Source organism: Oceanicella actignis, from assembly GCF_008124525.1.
Taxonomy (GTDB): Bacteria; Pseudomonadota; Alphaproteobacteria; order Rhodobacterales; family Rhodobacteraceae; genus Oceanicella; species Oceanicella actignis.
The window spans coordinates 65,721-83,515 of sequence record NZ_VNHJ01000011.1; the positions used below are offsets into that span (position 1 = coordinate 65,721).

The 17,795-nt window shown below is 71.8% G+C and carries 20 protein-coding genes; 5 read left to right on the top strand and 15 right to left on the bottom strand.

Going from position 1 to position 17,795, the window contains the following annotated elements:
* The first annotated feature begins 55 nt into the window (after positions 1 to 55).
* From LY05_RS13695 to LY05_RS13715, 5 genes are all read left to right on the top strand, one after another.
* On the top strand, positions 56 to 361 hold the full coding sequence (locus tag LY05_RS13695; protein ID WP_072748344.1) for an FtsB family cell division protein: 306 nt from the start codon (positions 56 to 58) through the stop codon (positions 359 to 361).
* Between the two features lie 335 nt (positions 362 to 696).
* Entirely contained in the window at positions 697 to 1,731 is a 1,035-nt protein-coding gene (pdhA, locus tag LY05_RS13700; protein ID WP_072748343.1) for a pyruvate dehydrogenase (acetyl-transferring) E1 component subunit alpha, read from the top strand.
* A gap of 14 nt (positions 1,732 to 1,745) precedes the next feature.
* Complete coding sequence (locus LY05_RS13705) at positions 1,746 to 3,143, top strand: pyruvate dehydrogenase complex E1 component subunit beta (protein WP_148923535.1); 1,398 nt, start codon at positions 1,746 to 1,748, stop codon at positions 3,141 to 3,143.
* A gap of 10 nt (positions 3,144 to 3,153) precedes the next feature.
* On the top strand, positions 3,154 to 4,491 hold the full coding sequence (locus LY05_RS13710; RefSeq protein WP_148923536.1) for a pyruvate dehydrogenase complex dihydrolipoamide acetyltransferase: 1,338 nt from the start codon (positions 3,154 to 3,156) through the stop codon (positions 4,489 to 4,491).
* A 178-nt stretch (positions 4,492 to 4,669) separates the two neighbouring features.
* The gene (locus LY05_RS13715; RefSeq protein WP_148923537.1) at positions 4,670 to 6,748 is read left to right on the top strand and encodes a calcium-binding protein; all 2,079 of its coding nucleotides are present in this window, start codon (positions 4,670 to 4,672) and stop codon (positions 6,746 to 6,748) included.
* A 9-nt stretch (positions 6,749 to 6,757) separates the two neighbouring features.
* Here the strand turns inward: LY05_RS13715 and cysE are convergent, their stop codons facing one another.
* The 15 genes from cysE to LY05_RS13790 form a co-directional block, all read right to left on the bottom strand.
* Positions 6,758 to 7,564, bottom strand: coding sequence for a serine O-acetyltransferase (gene cysE, locus LY05_RS13720; RefSeq protein WP_148923538.1), 807 nt, complete (start codon positions 7,562 to 7,564; stop codon positions 6,758 to 6,760).
* 95 nt (positions 7,565 to 7,659) lie between these two features.
* Positions 7,660 to 7,878, bottom strand: coding sequence for a hypothetical protein (locus LY05_RS13725; RefSeq protein ID WP_072748338.1), 219 nt, complete (start codon positions 7,876 to 7,878; stop codon positions 7,660 to 7,662).
* A 27-nt stretch (positions 7,879 to 7,905) separates the two neighbouring features.
* Complete coding sequence (locus LY05_RS13730; protein ID WP_072748337.1) at positions 7,906 to 8,604, bottom strand: DUF2793 domain-containing protein; 699 nt, start codon at positions 8,602 to 8,604, stop codon at positions 7,906 to 7,908.
* The gene (locus LY05_RS13735; RefSeq protein WP_148923539.1) at positions 8,597 to 12,520 is read right to left on the bottom strand and encodes a baseplate multidomain protein megatron; all 3,924 of its coding nucleotides are present in this window, start codon (positions 12,518 to 12,520) and stop codon (positions 8,597 to 8,599) included. Before LY05_RS13735 ends, LY05_RS13730 begins: the two co-directional genes overlap by 8 nt.
* Positions 12,521 to 12,524: 4 nt before the next feature.
* Positions 12,525 to 12,989 carry an NlpC/P60 family protein gene (locus LY05_RS13740; RefSeq protein ID WP_072748335.1) on the bottom strand — a complete coding sequence of 155 codons (465 nt, stop codon included), beginning with the start codon at positions 12,987 to 12,989 and terminating at the stop codon, positions 12,525 to 12,527.
* Positions 12,964 to 13,851 (bottom strand): DUF2163 domain-containing protein, encoded by an 888-nt coding sequence (locus tag LY05_RS13745; RefSeq protein WP_148923540.1) that lies wholly within the window; start codon positions 13,849 to 13,851, stop codon positions 12,964 to 12,966. The genes LY05_RS13740 and LY05_RS13745 overlap by 26 nt, the downstream gene beginning before the upstream one ends.
* On the bottom strand, positions 13,851 to 14,474 hold the full coding sequence (locus LY05_RS13750; RefSeq protein WP_072748333.1) for a DUF2460 domain-containing protein: 624 nt from the start codon (positions 14,472 to 14,474) through the stop codon (positions 13,851 to 13,853). Before LY05_RS13750 ends, LY05_RS13745 begins: the two co-directional genes overlap by 1 nt.
* A 34-nt stretch (positions 14,475 to 14,508) precedes the next feature.
* Positions 14,509 to 15,141 carry a phage tail tape measure protein gene (locus LY05_RS13755; RefSeq protein ID WP_072748332.1) on the bottom strand — a complete coding sequence of 211 codons (633 nt, stop codon included), beginning with the start codon at positions 15,139 to 15,141 and terminating at the stop codon, positions 14,509 to 14,511.
* A gap of 2 nt (positions 15,142 to 15,143) precedes the next feature.
* Complete coding sequence (locus tag LY05_RS13760) at positions 15,144 to 15,368, bottom strand: rcc01693 family protein (RefSeq protein WP_072748331.1); 225 nt, start codon at positions 15,366 to 15,368, stop codon at positions 15,144 to 15,146.
* Positions 15,365 to 15,688, bottom strand: coding sequence for a gene transfer agent family protein (locus LY05_RS13765; RefSeq protein ID WP_148923541.1), 324 nt, complete (start codon positions 15,686 to 15,688; stop codon positions 15,365 to 15,367). The genes LY05_RS13760 and LY05_RS13765 overlap by 4 nt, the downstream gene beginning before the upstream one ends.
* Before the next feature lie 3 nt (positions 15,689 to 15,691).
* The gene (locus tag LY05_RS13770; RefSeq protein WP_072748329.1) at positions 15,692 to 16,099 is read right to left on the bottom strand and encodes a phage major tail protein, TP901-1 family; all 408 of its coding nucleotides are present in this window, start codon (positions 16,097 to 16,099) and stop codon (positions 15,692 to 15,694) included.
* Positions 16,100 to 16,119: 20 nt separating this feature from the next.
* Entirely contained in the window at positions 16,120 to 16,536 is a 417-nt protein-coding gene (locus tag LY05_RS13775; RefSeq protein ID WP_072748328.1) for a DUF3168 domain-containing protein, read from the bottom strand.
* On the bottom strand, positions 16,533 to 16,892 hold the full coding sequence (locus LY05_RS13780) for a head-tail adaptor protein (RefSeq protein ID WP_245728541.1): 360 nt from the start codon (positions 16,890 to 16,892) through the stop codon (positions 16,533 to 16,535). Before LY05_RS13780 ends, LY05_RS13775 begins: the two co-directional genes overlap by 4 nt.
* Positions 16,889 to 17,464: a head-tail connector protein gene (locus LY05_RS13785; RefSeq protein ID WP_072748327.1), complete on the bottom strand. Its 576-nt coding sequence runs from the start codon at positions 17,462 to 17,464 to the stop codon at positions 16,889 to 16,891. The genes LY05_RS13780 and LY05_RS13785 overlap by 4 nt, the downstream gene beginning before the upstream one ends.
* Before the next feature lie 25 nt (positions 17,465 to 17,489).
* Positions 17,490 to 17,774 (bottom strand): phage fiber-tail adaptor protein, encoded by a 285-nt coding sequence (locus LY05_RS13790; RefSeq protein ID WP_072748326.1) that lies wholly within the window; start codon positions 17,772 to 17,774, stop codon positions 17,490 to 17,492.
* Between the last annotated feature and the right edge of the window lie 21 nt (positions 17,775 to 17,795).

Genomic DNA, 17,795 nt, shown 5'->3' on the forward strand with positions numbered 1-17,795 from the left:
CGCAACCGTGGCGCGCGCAAGCCGGCAGCAGCCGCCGAACCGAGGTCGCACGCCCATGCCCGACGCCGTCGCAACGCCCCGCGCCGCCGCCGCCGCGCTGTTCTGCCTGGCCATCCTCGGGGCCGCCGTCTATTTCGCCCACGCCGCAATTCAGGGCGACACCGGCATTCTGGCGCGCATGCGGCTCGAGGCGCAGGAGGCGCGGCTGCGCGCCGAGCTCGAAATGCTGCGCCAGGAGCGCGCGCGCATGCAGAACCTGACCGAGCGCCTGTCGGAACGCAGCCTCGACCTCGACCTTCTGGACGAGCGCGCGCGCAAGACCCTCGGCTACATCCGCCCCGACGAGATCGTCGTGCGCTGAGCGCGCGCGTCGTTGTCGTGCGCCGAGCGCGCGCGTCATTCTCGTGCGCCGAGCGCGCGCTTGACGCATCTGGGCCGGGCGCGTGCGCCATGTTCATGCGCCCAAGCGCTGAATCGCATGCGCCGCCCGCCTCACCCCCACGCCGCCCACCATCGCACGAGGGGCGCGCGAACCGGCGCGCCCGGCGCGCTCCGGCCGGCTGCGCGCAAACCGGCCATGCGCCCGCCGCAGGGCTGACGTTGCGATAGGCGCGTGATTTTCCCGCGCGCCGGCTCTAGAGTGCTTCGAAAGTTCAACGGTCGACGAACCGCTCAAGCGGTCGAGGAGGACACCGAATGGCCACCGCCAGACGCGCCGGCGCCAAAGCGCCCGCCAAGACCAGCGCCGCCGGAAAGGCGCCCGCCAAGCCCGACGCCGACAAGGACGAGCTGCTGCGCTACTACCGCGACATGCTGCTCATCCGCCGCTTCGAGGAAAAGGCCGGCCAGCTCTACGGCATGGGGCTGATCGGCGGCTTCTGCCATCTCTACATCGGGCAGGAGGCCGTCGTGGTCGGCGCCGAGGCGGCCGCCAAGGAAGGCGACCAGCGCATCACCTCGTATCGCGACCACGGCCACATGCTGGCCTGCGGCATGGACCCCAAGGGCGTGATGGCCGAGCTCACCGGCCGCGCCACGGGCTATTCCAAGGGCAAGGGCGGCTCGATGCACATGTTCTCGCGCGAGAAGAACTTCTACGGCGGGCACGGCATCGTCGGCGCGCAGGTGCCCATCGGCGCCGGGCTCGCCTTCGCCAACCGCTACCGCGGAAACGACAACGTCAGCTTCACCTATTACGGCGACGGCGCCGCCAACCAGGGCCAGATCTACGAGGCCATGAACATGGCCAGCCTGTGGAAGCTGCCCTGCATCTTCATCATCGAGAACAACCAGTACGCCATGGGCACGCGGCTTGACCGCGCCTCGTCCACCCCCGCGCTCTACACCCGCGGCGAGGCCTTCGCCATTCCCGGCGAGGCGGTCGACGGCATGGACGTGCTGGCCGTGCGCGACGCCGCGCGCAAGGCCGCCGCGCACTGCCGCGCCGGCAAGGGCCCCTACATCCTGGAAATGAACACCTACCGTTATCGCGGCCACTCCATGTCGGACCCGGCCAAGTACCGCACCCGCGAAGAGGTCCAGAAAGTGCGCGAGACCCGCGACCCCATCGACCATGTGCGCGATCTGCTGGTGAAGGCCGGCATGGCCTCCGAGGACGACATCAAGGCCATCGACAAGGAGATCCGCGCCATCGTCAACGAAGCCGCGCGCTTCGCCCAGGAAAGCCCCGAGCCGGACGTCTCCGAGCTCTGGACCGACATTTACGCCTGAAGGGAGAGCGCAGCATGGCCATCCAGATCCTGATGCCCGCCCTCTCGCCGACCATGGAGGAGGGAACCCTCGCCAAGTGGCACGTCAAGGAGGGCGACAAGGTCTCGGCCGGCGACGTCATCGCCGAGATCGAGACCGACAAGGCGACCATGGAGTTCGAAGCCGTCGACGAGGGCGTCGTCGCCCGAATCCTCGTGCCCGAGGGGACCGAGGGGGTGAAGGTCAACGAGCCCATCGCCATCCTCGCCGAAGAAGGCGAGGACGCGGCCGAGGCCGCCGCCGGCGCCCAGGCCCCCGCGGCCGAGGCCCCCGCCGCCGAGACCGCCGCGGCGCAGGCGCCCGCCGAACCCGCCGCGCAGCCCTCCGCCGCGCAGCCCCCGGCCGCGCCCCGCGCGGCCGAGCGCGCCCCCGACTGGCCCGCCGACGCCCCGATGAAGAAGCAGACCGTGCGCGAGGCCCTGCGCGACGCCATGGCCGAAGAGATGCGCCGCGACGAAAGCGTCTTCCTCATGGGCGAGGAAGTGGGCGAATACCAGGGCGCCTACAAGGTCAGCCAGGGCCTGCTCGACGAGTTCGGCGCGCGCCGCGTCATCGACACCCCCATCACCGAGCACGGCTTCACGGGCCTCGGCGTCGGCGCCGCCTTCGCCGGCCTGCGCCCCATCGTCGAGTTCATGACCTTCAACTTCGCCATGCAGGCGATCGACCAGATCATCAACTCGGCGGCCAAGACGCTCTACATGTCCGGCGGGCAGATGAACTGCCCCATCGTCTTCCGCGGCCCCAACGGCGCCGCGGCCCGCGTGGCCGCCCAGCACAGCCAGGACTACGCCGCCTGGTATGCGCATGTGCCCGGCCTCAAGGTCGTCATGCCCTATTCGGCGGCCGACGCGAAGGGGCTGCTCAAGACCGCCATCCGCGACCCCAACCCGGTCATCTTCCTCGAGAACGAGATCCTCTACGGCCGCTCGTTCGAGGTGCCGCAGGTGGACGATCTGACCATCCCCTTCGGCAAGGCGCGCATCTGGCGCGAGGGAGAGGACGTGACCATCGTCAGCTTCGGCATCGGCATGACCTACGCCCTCGAGGCGGCCGAGCGCCTGGCCGGCGAGGGCATCTCGGCCGAGGTCATCGACCTGCGCACCCTGCGTCCGATGGACATGCCGACCGTGCTCGAGAGCGTGCGCAAGACCAACCGCTGCGTCACGGTCGAAGAGGGCTGGCCCGTCTGCTCGATCAGCGATCACCTGGCCGCGACCATCTCGCGCGAGGCGTTCGACTGGCTCGACGCGCCCGTGCTTTCATGCACCGGCAAGGACGTGCCCATGCCCTACGCCGCCAATCTCGAGCGCCTCGCCCTGGTCACGACCGACGAGGTCGTCGCCGCCTGCAAATCCGTCTGCTACCGCTGAGGAGGCGACCATGGCCATCCAGATCCTGATGCCCGCCCTCTCGCCGACCATGGAGGAAGGGACCCTCGCCAAGTGGCACGTCAAGGAGGGCGACAAGGTCTCGGCCGGCGACGTCATCGCCGAGATCGAGACCGACAAGGCGACCATGGAGTTCGAGGCGGTCGACGAGGGCGTCATCGCCCGCATCCTCATCCCCGAGGGAACCGAGGGGGTGAAGGTCAACGAGCCCATCGCCATCCTCGCCGAAGAGGGCGAAGACCCGGCCGAGGCCGCCGCCGGCGCCCAGGAAGCCCCCGCGGCCGCTCCGGCCAAGGCGGAGGCCAAGGCAGAGGTCGGGGCCGCCCCCGCCGGGGCCGAACAGGCCGCCCCCGCCCAGCCGCAGACCGCGGCGCCCGCCCCGGCGGCGCCGACGGCGGCCGGAGGCGGGCGGATCTTCGCCTCGCCCCTCGCCCGACGCCTCGCCCGCGAGCTGGGCGTCGATCTGGCCGCCATCAAGGGCAGCGGGCCGCACGGGCGCATCGTGCGCGCCGACGTCGAGGCCGCCGCGCGCGCCCCGGCCAAGCCCGCCCCCGCCCCCGCCGCGCCGGCGCAGACGCAGGCCCCCGCCCAGCCCGCCAAGGGCGCCGAGGCCCAGGACGTGCGCAAGCTTTACGCCGACGCGCCCTTCGAGGAGGTCTCGCTCGACGGCATGCGCCGCACCATCGCCGCGCGCCTGTCCGAAGCCAAGAGCACCATCCCCCATTTCTACCTGCGCCGCGACATCGAGCTGGACGCGCTGCTCGAATTCCGCGCCCAGCTCAACAAGGCGCTCGAGCCGCGCGGGGTGAAGCTCTCGGTCAACGACTTCATCATCAAGGCCTGCGCGCTGGCGCTGCGCCAGGTGCCCGACTGCAACGCGGTCTGGGCGGGCGACCGGATCCTGAAGTTCAGCCGCGCCGACGTCGCCGTGGCGGTGGCGGTCGAGGGCGGGCTCTTCACCCCCGTGCTGCGCGGCGCCGACGCCAAGTCCATCTCGGCCCTGTCGGAAGAGATGCGCGACCTGGCCGAACGCGCCCGCGCGCGCAAGCTCGCCCCCGCCGAGTATCAGGGCGGCAGCTTCGCCATCTCCAATCTGGGCATGTTCGGCATCGACGATTTCGACGCCGTCATCAACCCGCCCCACGCCTCGATCCTGGCCGTGGGCGCGGGCGTGCGCAAACCCGTCGTCAAGGGCGACCAGATCGTCCCGGCCACGGTGATGCGCGTGACGCTGTCGGTCGATCATCGCGTCATCGACGGGGCGCTGGGCGCGCGCTTCCTGGCCGCGATCAAGGAGAACCTTGAAAACCCGATGACCCTTCTGGCCTGAGCGCCGCGCGCCACGCCACGCATACGCCTTCAAGGGCCGCCGGCGCATCGTCCGGCGGCCCTTTTTCGGGCGCAATGATGAACGGAAAACGATATTGCCGCTGCGTCGCTGACAGGTAAAATGGACCAACTTCGTTCGCGCAGACCCGGCGCGGCGCGGCTCAAGGGGGAAATTCATTATGGCCGTCAACTTCATTTCAGGAAATTCGACCAGCAGCGTCAATGTCGCCGGCTCCACCGACGCATGGGTGCTGACCCAAGGAAGCGGCCTTTACGCGAATTCATACGGCTTCCTGATCGAGAGCGGCGTATCGAACGCCCGGGTCGTGATCGAGGGCGACCTCGTCACCACCTCGGCGGGCGTGGCCGCGAATGCGGGCCCCCGCAACTCGGTCGAGATCGGGTCCGAGGGCTCGATCCGCGCCGTGCGCCCATCCACGGGCGTCTACCTGCTGGTCCAGAATGACGGGGATCAGGGCGGCTCGGTGATCAACGAGGGCCAGATCGTCGCCGGCAAGGGCGTCTGGCTCGAGGGATGGGGCGCCACGGTCGTCAACGTCGGAACGATCAGCACCGGCTCCGCCGCGATCGACGACGCCATCGGCGTCATCGTCCAGGACCCTTCCGCGACCGGCTATCTGAGGGTCGAGAATTCGGGCCTCATCAGCGCCTGGCGCGGGGTGGTGGTCGAGGCGGGCAACCTTGATGCGATGAGCAAGGCCGGCCAGATCGTCAACACGGGCACGATCTCGGCGGGTCAGACCGCCGTCGAGATGCATGGCGTGGCCGTTCTCAGCAATTCAGGCGTCATCAACGCCCCGGTCGGCGTCGTCGTCGCGGGGCCCAACGACCTCTACGGAGCCGGCTTCGGCCAGGTCGTCAACTCGGGCGTGATCAGCGGCGGCGAAACCGCCGTCGAGATGACCGGGCGGGCGGTTCTGGACAACACGGGCGTGATCGAAACGCCCGATTTCCTGTTCCGGCAGAGCGACGTGGTCAGCGGCGACGACGCGTCGCAGATCGTGACCAATTCGGGCGACATCCGCGGCCGTGTGAATCTGGGCGGCGGCAACGACGCGTTTCACATGCTGGACGGCACGCTGCTCGGCAACGTGTTTCTGGGCGCCGGCGACGACCTTTTCGTCTACGCCGGCGGCACGATCGAGCCCAACAAGGACTTCTCGCAACGCACTGAGATCTACGGCGGCGACGGAAACGACGTCTTCGAGATCTACCAAAGCGGCGCCGCGATCTCCGGCGGCGCAGGCGAAGACTCCGTCTTTTCAAGCGTCAGCTTCCGCATCACGTCGTCCAGCATCGAACGCCTCTTTCTGATGGGAACCGACGACATCAAGGGTCTTGGCTCGAACAACGCGGACGACATCAGCGGCAATGCCGGCGCCAACATCATTCGCGGCTATGCCGGAGACGACACCATCTCGAGCGGCGGCGGCGACGACCGCATCTATGGCGGCCGCGGCAACGACAGCATTCAGCTTGGCGAAGGCGACGCCATGGTCCATGGCGGGCATGGCGACGACGAGATCACCGTTCAGCCCGGATCGACCTACGTCCTGCGCGGCGGCGCCGGCTTCGACACCGTGAATCTCGGCGCGCTCGACATCGAGAAGGAAGGCTGGATCATCAACCTCGCCAACCAGTCCAAGAACGCCGGCGCGGCCGAGGGGTCGCGCTTTCATGGTCTCGAGGCCTTCAACTTCTCGCAGGGATACTCGGTCATCGACGGCAAGGCCTTCGGCGTCGACGACGTGTTCCGGGGCCTGGCCGCCGACGAAACGGTCGATGGCGGCGTCGGCGACGACCTGCTGATCGGCAATGACGGGCGCGACACGCTGATCGGCGACCGGGGCGCCGACACGCTGACGGGCGGCCGCGGCGCCGACAGATTGATCGGCGGCCGAGACGCCGACAAGCTGCGCGGCGGCGCCGGCGCCGACGTGTTCGTCTTCGAAAAGGTCGAGGACAGCGCGCCCGGGGCGGCCGACGTGATCCAGGATTTCGGCGACGGACCCGACAAGATCGACCTCGGCGGCATCGACGCCGACCTCGGCGCCGCGGGCGATCAGGCCTTCGCCCTGGCCGGGACCAAGTTCACCGGCGCGGCGGGCGAGCTCATCATCTTCAACGCCGGCGGCAAGACCCATGTGCAGGGCGACGTCGACGGCGACGGCGCGGCGGATCTGGCGATCATCCTCAACGGCAAGCCGGCCCTCGACGCGGGCGACTTCCTGCTCTGACCGGCGCCGTCAGACCTGCTGGTTCATGCTGCGCGCCGGCTGTTCGCAGCCGGCGTCGCCGATGACCTGCGCCGGCACGCCCGCCACCGTCTTGCACGGCGGCACGTCCTTGAGCACCACCGAGCCGGCGGCGATGCGGCTGCAATCGCCGATGCGGATGTTGCCCAGAACCTTCGCCCCGGCGCCGATCAGCACGCCCCGGCCCACCTTCGGGTGCCGGTCGCCGTCCTCCTTGCCCGTGCCGCCCAGCGTCACCGAATGCAGCATCGAGCAGTCGTCGCCCACCACCGCCGTTTCGCCGATGACGATGGAGTGCGCATGGTCGATCATGATTCCCTTGCCGATGCGCGCGCCCGGGTGAATGTCGACCCCGAACTGCTCCGAGGTGCGCATCTGCAGGTGATAGGCCATGTCGCGCCGCCCCGCGCGCCACAGATGCGCCGCGATCCGATAGGCCTGCAGCGCCAGGTAGCCCTTGAAGAACAACAGCGGCTGCACATGACGATGGCAGGCCGGGTCGCGCTCGTAGACCGCAAGGATGTCGGCGCGCACGGCCTCGCGCACGCCCTCGTCGCAGGCAAGCACCTCGTCCGCGATCTCGCGCAGCAGCAGCGCCGGCATCTCGGGCGATTCCAGCTTTTGCGAGATGCGGTAGCTGAGCGCGCCCTCGAGCGAGTCGTGATGCAGGACCACGGCGTGCACAAGGCTGCCCAGAAGCGGTTCGTTGCGCGCGATCTCCTCTGCCTCGGCGCGGATGCGCTCCCAAATCGGGTCGATCTTGGCGACGGCGGCGCGCGTGCGCGATGCGGTGGTCATGAGCGGCTCCGGCGAATGGACTCATGTCACAACATCGCGCTTTCGGGGGCGAGTTCAAGCGAAACCCGCCCCCGCCCCCTTCACGAGCCCGCGCGTCAGTCCGGGCGAAAGCGCCCCCCGACCCGGTTCGGCGGCGGCGCGCCGGCATGGCCGAAGTTGAAGGCCAGCACCTCGAGCCAGCGATAGAGCCGCCCCGCCGGGCCGTCGTCGCGCGGCGTCGGCGTGGCCGCCACGATGATCGAGGCCGCGGTGCTCAGCACGCAGGCCGCCAGCAGCGCGTCCAGCGCCGCCGCCCCCAGCGCCGCAAGCGTCATGGCGCCGCTCCGCCGCTCGCGCGCGCCTCACACCGCATCGGGGACCGTCAGCGTCAGGTGGTGGATGGCGATGCGCAGCTGCCCGCCGGCGAAGTCGCCGCCCTCGGGCGTCAGGCGCAGCGGCGTCGCCTGCGGATAGGCCAGCGGCCCGCCGCAGCCCGCCGCCGCGGCGGCGTTGAGCGCCGTCGGCAGCCCCGCGCCATAGCGCGTCGGCGCCCCGGCCACGCCCAGCGACCAGCCCGTGACGCCGCCGATGGCCCCGATCACACGCGCGGTCACGCCCATCACGATCGCGCCCGCCGGGATCAGCCCCGCCGTATCCTGCGCCCCGCCCGGCGCGATGGCGTGATCGAATTGCAGCACGCTCATCTGCGCGCCGCCGGCCGCCGCCGCCGGAACCGACCACACGCCCCAGGCGAACACCGCGTCCAGCCCCTCGTCGGCGACGAAGGCCCGCCAGCCCGTCCTCGGGGTGACGAAATCCCAGCCGCCATTGACGAAGACGGCGATGTCGCCGTCGCGCCCCGCCCAGTCGCCCGAGGCGCCGGCCGGCACGATGTAGCGGTCGCCCTCGGCCGCCCCCGCCGGCGGGGACATGACCGCGCGGCTTTCCACCGCCAGCATGAAAAGCGAATCGAGGCGCGTCAGCGCCTCGTTCACCGTCACGTGCTTCTGCGCCTGACCGGCGGCCAGAAGCGGCAACGAGAGATTTGCCGTCTCAACCACTGAGCGTCGCCTTTCCTTCGATTCCAGGACCAAAGGCTTCCGAGATCTGCGCCACGCCGAAGCTCACCCCGGCAAGGCCGCCCCCGAAGCCGTCCGCCGCCTGCATGGCGACGTCGTAGACGAAGCCGGGGCCGTCGGCCTCGACCTCGCGCGCCACGGCGCCGTCGGGCGCGTAGACCCGCACCCGGTAGCGCTCGAACGCCTCGTCCAGCGGCGTCTCGCCGTCGGACCAGGCGTCGATGTCGCGGCGCGAGCGCCGCACCCAGCTCAGCGCCACGTCTCCGCCCGCCGTCAGCTCGGCGCGCAGATGCGCCGGCGCCCAGGGCCGCAGCCCCGTGGCCTGGTGCGTCCACACGGCGTGCTGGAAGCTGTCGTCGTTCAGGTCCCGCCCGCTCGGGCCGATGCGGTAATGCCGCTCGAGCCCGCGCGGCGCCTCGAACGCCGCCAGCTGCTCGCCCAGCATAACCAGCACCGCCCCCGCCGGGGCCGGATCGCCGATCAGCGCCTCGGTGCCGCCAAGCCCGCGCAGAAAGCCCGAGAGCTCGTATTCCCCCGGACCGACCAGCGCCGCCTCGCGGAACTGAAGCAGCTCCCACTGCCCGTCGGCGGCCGCCAGCGCCGCCAGATTGGCGCCGTTGAACACCGCCAGCTCGTCGGCCGACAGCAGCTCGCCCGACAGCATCTTCACCCGCACGCGCGCCCCCCGGCTCCAGCGCCAGGGCTGCGAGGCCGGAAGCGGGTCCACGAGCCGCGCCACCGTCGAAGGCCGGCGCAGCCGCGCGGCGAAGGCGTAGCCCTCGTCGCGGTCCGAGGCGTAGATGCTGACCGAGCCGGGCCAGTTGGCCGACCAGGCCGCCAGATACGCCTCGGTCTCGGACCCGCCGAAGCGCGCGAAGGGCACGTCCAGCAGCCGGAAGGCCGGCGGCGTGGGCGCGTCGCTTCCGGGCAGCGGCGCGCCGGGGTCCGAAGACACCGGCCGCGCCCCCAGCGCATAAAGCGCGCCGTCCACGCGCGTGGCCTCGATGCGCCGCGCCACGCCGTCGGCGATGCGCTCGATGCGATACTCGGCCCCGCCCGCGTCCAGCAGCCGCACCACGTCGCCGGGCTCGAGCGCAAGGCGCGAAGGCGGCAGCGAAAAGCGCGCCGTCTCGCGCCCCGCCGCCGTCTCGAGCGCCCAGCGCTCGGCGATGCGCCGCGCCGTCGCCCGCGTCAGCGCCAGCGGCAGCTCCGAGCCCTGCACCCCGAGCGCCCCGCTCTCGGGCGAGCGGATCTCCTCGGCGCCCGCCAGGTAGTCGGCGTCGCCGCGAAGATAGCCGATGCGCACGTCGCGCAGCGCCTCGCCCTCGGGCGCGCGGACCAGCTCGAACGGCGCGCCGCCCGAGGGGTCCTCGACCAGATCGCCCGAGGCCAGCTCGGCGCGCGGCGCGCCGCCCCGCATCACGAAGCGCAGCCGCCCGCCCGTCTCGTAGGCGTCGAAGGCATAGGCCAGCATCAGCGACTGAAGCGCCTCGCGCGCGCTGGCGGTGCGCTCCTGCACGAAGCCGTCCACGATCGCGTGCAGCTCCGAGGCGTCGGCCTCGGTCACCCCCGCGCGGTCGCAGATCTCGGCCACCACCTCGGCCAGCGAGGCGCCCGCCGTGCGCCCGTCCAGCCAGTGGCCGAGCTCGTGATTGGCGCCGTCCGACCAGATGTCCGAGCGGGACGGGAATTCGGGCCAGGGCCGCGCGTCCCACGTCCAGACATAGACGTTGTCGAGGTCGAGCATCGGCCCGCCATACACGTCCGAGACCGGGTTGTTCGCCGGGTCGGACCAATGGCGCGCCGCCGCCTGCAGCATGCGCCGCTGGATCAGGTCGTCGCGCGTGCCCTTCGAGTAGCGCGGCAGCGCGTTCTCCGAGGATTTCGGGTCCACGAACACGTTGGGCTGGTTCGTGCCCTTGTCCACGGCCGGACAGCCGATCTCGGTCAGCCAGATCGGCTTCATGCGCGGCCGCCAGGGCGTGCGCGCCGCCGAGCGCACGCCGTCGACGCGGTTGCGATGCGCCTTCGACCACCAGCTGAGCAGGTCCTTGGGCCGCCAGATCCAGTCCTCGCCATGGGCGCCGTCGACGATCGGCGTGCGGATCTGCGCGTCGCGGTCCGCCTCCGAGGCGTAATACCACTCATACCCCTCGCCCGCGGCGAAGCGGCTGCTCAGATAGTCGAGGTCGTAGATCGAGCGCGCCTCGCGCGCGTCGAGATGATCCTCGCCGTCGCGCCAGTCGGTGAGGGGCATGTAGTAGTCGACGCCCACGAAGTCGATCGCCTCGTCGGCCCAGAGCGGGTCGAGGTGGAAGATGCGGTCGCCGTTCGAGGGCTGATGGCCGAAATACTCGGACCAGTCCGCGGCATAGCCGATCTTCGTCTGCGGGCCCAGCACCGCGCGCACGTCGCGCGCAAGGCGGCGCAGCTCCTCGACGGCGGGGTAGCTCTCGCGGCCCGAGCGGATCTGCGTCAGCGAACGCAGCTCCGAGCCGATGCAGAACGCATCCACCCCGCCCGCCGCCTTGCACAGATGCGCATAGTGCAGGATGAAGCGGCGCATGCGCCATTCGTCGGGCCCCGAATAGATCACCTGATCGCCCGACAGCTCGAAATCCTCGGGCTCGGCGTCGCCGAAGAAAGCCTGCGCCTCGACCTCGGCGAAGGGCGTCATGTCGGTCGTGCCCGGCACGTCGGGCGCGCGGTTGGTGGTGATGCGCCCGCGCCAGGGATAGGCGGGCTGCTCCTGCGACGGATTCCACGGGTCGGTCAGCCCGTTGCCCGCGGGAATGTCCATCAGGATGAAGGGGTAGAACATCACCCGCAGCCCGCGCGCCTTCATCTCGCGGATGAAGCGCACCACCGAGGCGTCCGAGGGCGTGCCGCCGAACACGGGCCGGCCCTGCTCGTCGCGCCCGATCAGATGCGCGCCGGCGCGGTCGGTCCCGCCCGCCGACCAGGGCTCGGGCGCGGTTTCGGCCTCGGCGTTCTCGACGCCCGGGCGCAGCTCGCACTGCTCGGCGCGCAGATCCGTCCCGAACCAGCTCACGACCAGCGACACCGAACGGCAGGCGGGCAGCTCGGTCTCGAGCTGATCGAGCGAGACCAGCGCATCCGCCTTGCCCGACGAGGTGTTCACGTTCACGTAGCGCTCATCGCCCTCGTCGCGGATCTCGCGCACGGGGATGGTGTCGTAGACGAACTCGCCCGTGCCCGGCGACATGGCCACCGCCCGCACCACCTCGCGCAGCGGCAGGCCGTCCTCGCCGGTCGGCACCGCCCCGGGGCGCGGCTGGCGGAACACCTCGACGTTGATCTGCGGCATGCGGTTGCCGAAGGAGCCCACGGGCAGGTCCTCGAACACCAGATAGGCGACGCCGCGATAGGCGGGGGCCTCGCCCTCGACCGCCTCGATCAGCGGGTCCGGGCCCTGGCTCTCGTCGCCCTTGTGCAGCCGCCAGGAGATCGCCTCCATGTCCAGCGGCTTGCCGTCGGCCCAGACCCGGCCGATGCGCTCGATGGGGCCTTCGCACAGCGCGACGGCGAAGCTGATGGTGTAGCTGTATTCGCTGACCGTCGGCCCGCCGCCCTTGCCGCCGCCGCGCCGGGCGACGTGCTCCTTGAAGCGGGTGGACCAGATGACCTGCCCCGCCACGCGCATGCGGCCCTGAACGCGCGGGATCGGCGCGCCCTCCTGCGAGGTCTGGATCCGCAGCGTCGAGGCCTTGCCCCGCGCCACCGCCTCGGACCCCGAGCCCAGAACCTTCTGGTCGATCAGCCCGCCGACGATCGCGCCCGCAGCCTGCCCGATCGTCGCCGCGCCCACGCCAAGAACCGCGCCGCCCGCGGCGCCGCCCAGCGCCGCGCCCGCCGCGGCCAGAACCAATGTCGCCATGTGCTTACCTCGGAAACCGGAAAGCCGCCGCGATGCGCCGCCGCCAGGATGGACCCAGCGACGATTCCACCACGCCGCGGCCGCTGTAGGCGTGGATCATGCGCGGCTCGCCCTCGCCGCCCATGCAGGTCAGAATGCCCAGATGCTTGGCCGGCGCCGTGCGCCGCATCCGGAACAGCAGAACGTCGCCCGCCCGCGCCTCTTCGGGCGCAAGCGGCGTCATGTGCCGCGCCGCCGCGCGCCACAGCCGCTCGTCGCGGCTGGGCTCGGACCAGTCGGGGCTGTAGGGCGGCGGCGCCTCGGGCTCGGGGCCGATCACCTCGCGCCAGACGCCGCGCACCAGACCCAGGCAATCGGCCCCCGCCCCGCGCAGGCTGGCCTGATGGCGATAGGGCGTGCCCAGCCAGCCGCGCGCCGCGGCGACGATGGCCGCGGCGCGCGCGTCAACGAAACAGGGATCCGCCGTCATGATCTTCCTCCGAGCCCGGATAGCCCGCCGCCCAGTCCTCGCCGGGCATGTGCGGAAAGCCGCGAAAGCGCGTCAGATTGGCGAACTTGTCGCGGCAGGTCGCCGCGCTCTTGTCGCAGCCGGGATAAAGGTCGAACGCATCGCCCGCCGAGGGCGCGGCCGCCGGCGCCTTCCACAGCTCGATCTCGACCCCGCCCGAGCGCCGCGCAAAGCCCAGGACCGACTCGGTCCGGCCCGCATTCGCCCCGGTCCGCCAGACCAGGCGGCCCAGCGCATACCAGCCCTCGGGATGGGCGTCCGCATCCTCGAAGCCGGCGACGCGCAGCCGCCGCCCGTCAAGGACCGCAAGCACCGAGCCGGCCGCCGCCGTCAGCGTCACGCCGCAGCGCGCATCGCCCAGCTCGGCGTCGCACGAGCGCAGATAGACCCGCCCCATCGGCCGGTTGAGCGCATCGGACAGCCCCGTGAACTCGACCTCGAAGGCCTGGGCGCCGCGCCGGATCTCGCCCACGCGGCCGGCGAAGGCGACCATGCGGTTCTCGGGCGCGGTCCAGTCCACCAGCCACTGCGTGACGCGCGCGCCGTCGTAAAGGCCCAGCGCGATGTCCTCTTCGGTGATGGCGTCCGAGCGCAGCGCGCCCGTCGCCTCCATGTTGTCCACGCTCAGCCCCAGGCTGCGCTCGAGCTCGGTGCGCGTGAACCCCGTCTCGGGCGCGAAGTCGATGCCCTCGAAGGACAGCGGCAGGTCGTGATCGGTGAACCCCAGCACGACCCCGTCGCGCCGCTCGATGGCCCAGCACCGGCACAACGTCGTGACGCCGCTTTCCAGCGCGGCGTCGATGGCAGGCGTCAGCTCGCGCATCAGACACGCACCTCCACAACCGGGATCGAGGGGATCTCGCCCGCCTCCATCGCCGTCAGGCTGATCTCGATGCGCTCGGTGTCGAAGCGCACCGGCACGTCGAACTCGAACCCCGCCGTCACCAGCGCGCCGGGGGCGGGGGGCGAGGCGAAGGTGACCACGCCCGTGGTCGGATCGACCGAGACGTCCGTCCGCTCGATCCCGTCCACCGCCACGCGCACCGTGCCGGCCACGGGCTTGCGGATCGGGCGCACATAGGTCTGCGCGTCCGAGGCGTAGCTCTTGGTCAGCTGGAACGAGACCGCCGCCCCGTCGCCCACCCCCAGCGTCTGGTCGGTGGGCGCGGGCGCGGCCGAGGGAGCGCAGGACTTCCAGTCGATCCAGTCCTTCCACCGGAAGCCATGCAGCGGCCCCATGCGCGCCTCGAAGAAGGCCAGCACCTCGTGCAGATCGTCCAGCGAGCTCAGCCCCATGCCCGCATCGTAGCGCCGGCGCGAATGCGCCCAGGCGGCGTTGCGCTGCTCGTGGCCGTTGGCCAGCGTCACGATCTCGGTCCGCCGCTCGGGACCGCCCGTGGACCCGACCGACAGCCGCGTCGGGAACCGCACCTCATGAAAGCTCATCGGGCCCTCCTCGTCCTGCCGCGGCGCGCGCGGCTCACTGATGCCTCTGACCCGCGCGCACCGCGCGGGCGATCTGCGCGGCCACCTGCGCGCGCGAGCGGCGGAAGCTTTCGGCGTCCTGCGTGGTGATGTTGACCGTCACCCGCGCGCCGCCTCCGCCGCCCGCCGCCGCCACGCCCAGCCGCCCGTCGGCGCCGCGGCGCAGCGGCAGGATCGCCTCGGGCCCCGCCTCGCCCATCAGCCCGGTCCCGCCGCGCATGGGGAACATGGTCGGCCCCTCGACCACGCCCCCGCCGGCAAAGGCCCTCACCCGCCCGGCCGAGAACGCGCCGCCGTCGGCGAACAGGCTCATCCCGCCCAGCAGGCCGCCCAACCCCTTGGTCAGCGCGCCGCCGATGCCGTCGGCCACCGCCCCCTGCACCGGACGCACCGCCGAGTCGAACACCCGTCCGGCCAGATCGCGCCCCAGCTGACGCAGCACGTCCGAAGCCTGCGCCCCGCCGAACATCAGCCGATCGAACGCGCCGCGCAGCGAGCCGCCGAGGGTGCTCGACAGGCTGCGCGCCTGCTCGCTCGAGGCGCGCATCTCGGCGCGCACCCGCCGCATCTCCTCGCGGAAGGTCGAGGCGCCCTCGGCCGCCCCCCGCAGATCCTCGAAATCGCCCATGCTCACTCCTGCTTCTCACCCGGCGCCGCGTCCGGAAAACGCGCGCGCAGCCGCTCGAGCGCCTCGCGGCTCATCGGCCGCGCAAAGCGCCGCCGCCACGGGGCCGCCGCCGCTTCCAGCTCGCGCGGGGTCATCGACCAGAACGCCTCGGGCGCCAGGCGCAGCTCGCCCAGCCCCAGGCGCATCAGCCCCGCCCAGTCCACCCGGGACCCGGCGCCGGCGCTCATCCCATCTCCTCCAGCGGCGCGAAGGTCGCCTCGAGCAGCCGCGCCGCCGCGCGCGCCGCGCCGTGCACGCCGCCCTCGATGCGCATCGCGCCCACCTCCTGGTCGCCGATGGACGCGCCCGCGCCGCGCAGCCCCGCGCCGATCAGACGCAGCAGATCGGCGGCCGAGAAGCTGCCCTCCTCGAAGCGGCGCGCCAGCCCCACCAGCCCCTCGGCGCCCAGCGCCGCCTCCAGCTCGGCCAGCGCGCCCAGCGTCAGGCGCATGACGTGCGGGTGCCCGTCCAGAACGATCTCGACCTCGCCGCGCGCAGGATTGGCCATGGCTCAGATCCCCGCGAAGGTCAGCGCGCCGGCCGAGGCCAGGGCGACCTCGTAGACCGCCTCGCCGTCATGCTGGCCCGAATATTCCAGCGCCGTGATCTGGAACGGACCCGAGATGCGTCCGAAATCGGGCACGATCACCTCGCAGTCGGCGATCTCGCCGTTGAAGAACAGCTCGCGCATGCGCGCGTCGGTGGCGTCGTCCAGGAACACCCCCGAGCCGTTCACCGCCGCCGAGCGCACCCCCGCCCCGGCCAGAAGCTCGCGCCAGCGATCGGTCGAGCCGACATTGGTCACATCCACCGTCTCGGCGTTGAACGAGATGCGCGTCGCGCGCAGCCCCGCCACCGTCCGATACGCCGTGCCGTCATGGATCTTGAGCAGCAGATCCTTGCCCTTTTGAGCCGCCATTTTCGTTTCCTTGCCGTTGGTTACTTGTGAACCCTGAAGCGGAATCGCAGGTCGATCCGGCGCCGCCCGTCGCTCAGCCGCCGTGTGCGCGCCGACAGGAACTCGACCATCGCCACGCGCCCCTGCGCCAGCGGCGGCGGCGCCTCGGTCAGCGCCTCGCTGATCGCCGCGCCGATGCGCTTGGCCTCGGCGAAGCCCTCGCCGCGCGCGTGAACCGAGATCGTCAGATCATGCACCGCGCCCTCCAGCCCGCCGGCCGACCAGGCCTCGGCCTCTTCGTCGCCAAGCGTGACGTAGGGCAGGTCCGAGGCGTCGGGGGCGGCGGCGTGGGGCGGCGCGTCATAGACGCGGCCGTCGATCAGCCCGACCAGCTGCGGCGCGTTCGCCAGCGCCTGCCACACCCCCTCCTGCAAGACGAGAGACAGCGCGTAAGTCATTGTTCGGCCTCTTCATCCGCCCAGCACAACAGGTAGCGGCCGCGCGCATCCGCCTCGGTCACCGCACGGATGCGGAAAACGCGGCCATCCTCGCGCAGGCGCTGGTCCGCGCGCGGCCGCGCCGCCGAACCCATCGGCGCCGCGCGCACGAGGATCCGGTGCGAGACGCGCGACAGGGCCCGCCCGCCCTCGTCCAGCTCGCGCCCGGCGCGCGCGCGCACCGCCGCCCACAGAACGCCCAGCTCGCGCCATGCGCGCGTCCAGCCGCCCGCCCCGTCGGGGGCGCGCACCTCTTCCTCCAGCGTCAGGCGGCGATTGAGCACCGGCGCCAGGACCGTCTCGCGCGCCCAGCTCACAGCCGCACCCTCCGGTAAGGCGCCAGCAGCGCCTGCACGCCCATCGGGGCGGCGCGCATGCTCATGGCCGCGACGTGCCGCTGCTCGTGGAAATGGGCGGCGAGCATCATCGCCGCCTGGCGCAGATCGGCGGGAACCTCGTCCCACGAGGCGCCGTAGCCGGCGTCGAACTCGACCTCGATCGCGCCGCCGCAGGGAATGCCCGGCAAAAGCCCGCCGCCCGCGCCCGTCAGGGCGGGCGCGTGCGCGTCCTCGATCAGCGCAAGGCGCGCAAGGTCCAGCGCCGACGCGGCGCCGTCCGGGCCGATGCGCGCCGCCGACGCCAGCGCGCGCACCGGCGCCACCGGCAGCGTCGCCCGGTCGCCGCGCGGCCATTCGCGCACGCGCCAGCGGAAGCGGCGCGTCAGCAGCGCCTTGCCGGTCATGTTCTCGACCGTCGCCAGGGCCGCGCGCATGTAGCCCTCGAGCCCCGGCTCCTCGTGCCCGGCAAAGCCCGACGGCAGCCGCAGGTGATCCGACAGCGCGGCCAGCGGCAGCGCCTCGACGGGCGGCGAAGCGAGTTCAGTCAGCATCCCGACATGTCTCCGATCCAGAAGTTCAGGCCTCGACGCGCAGCAGGAAGCCGCGCGTCAGCACCCGCGCCGCGCTGGTGCGCGCGCGGCAGGCCACGTGGTAGAGCCGCCCCGCCAGCCCGCCCGCCAGGGTCACCTCGCTGCGCGCGCCAAGATCGCGCACCGCCGCGACGCGCACGCCCTGCGTGTCCAGCTCCTGCGGAATGACGAACCAGCCCGGCGCGCCTTCCAGCGTCTCGCCGGGCTCGAGCGGCCAGTCGACGACGAAACGGCGCATCTCGGCCGCAGTCTTGGTCACGAAGCTGCTCATCGCATGCTCCTTGGCTTGAGA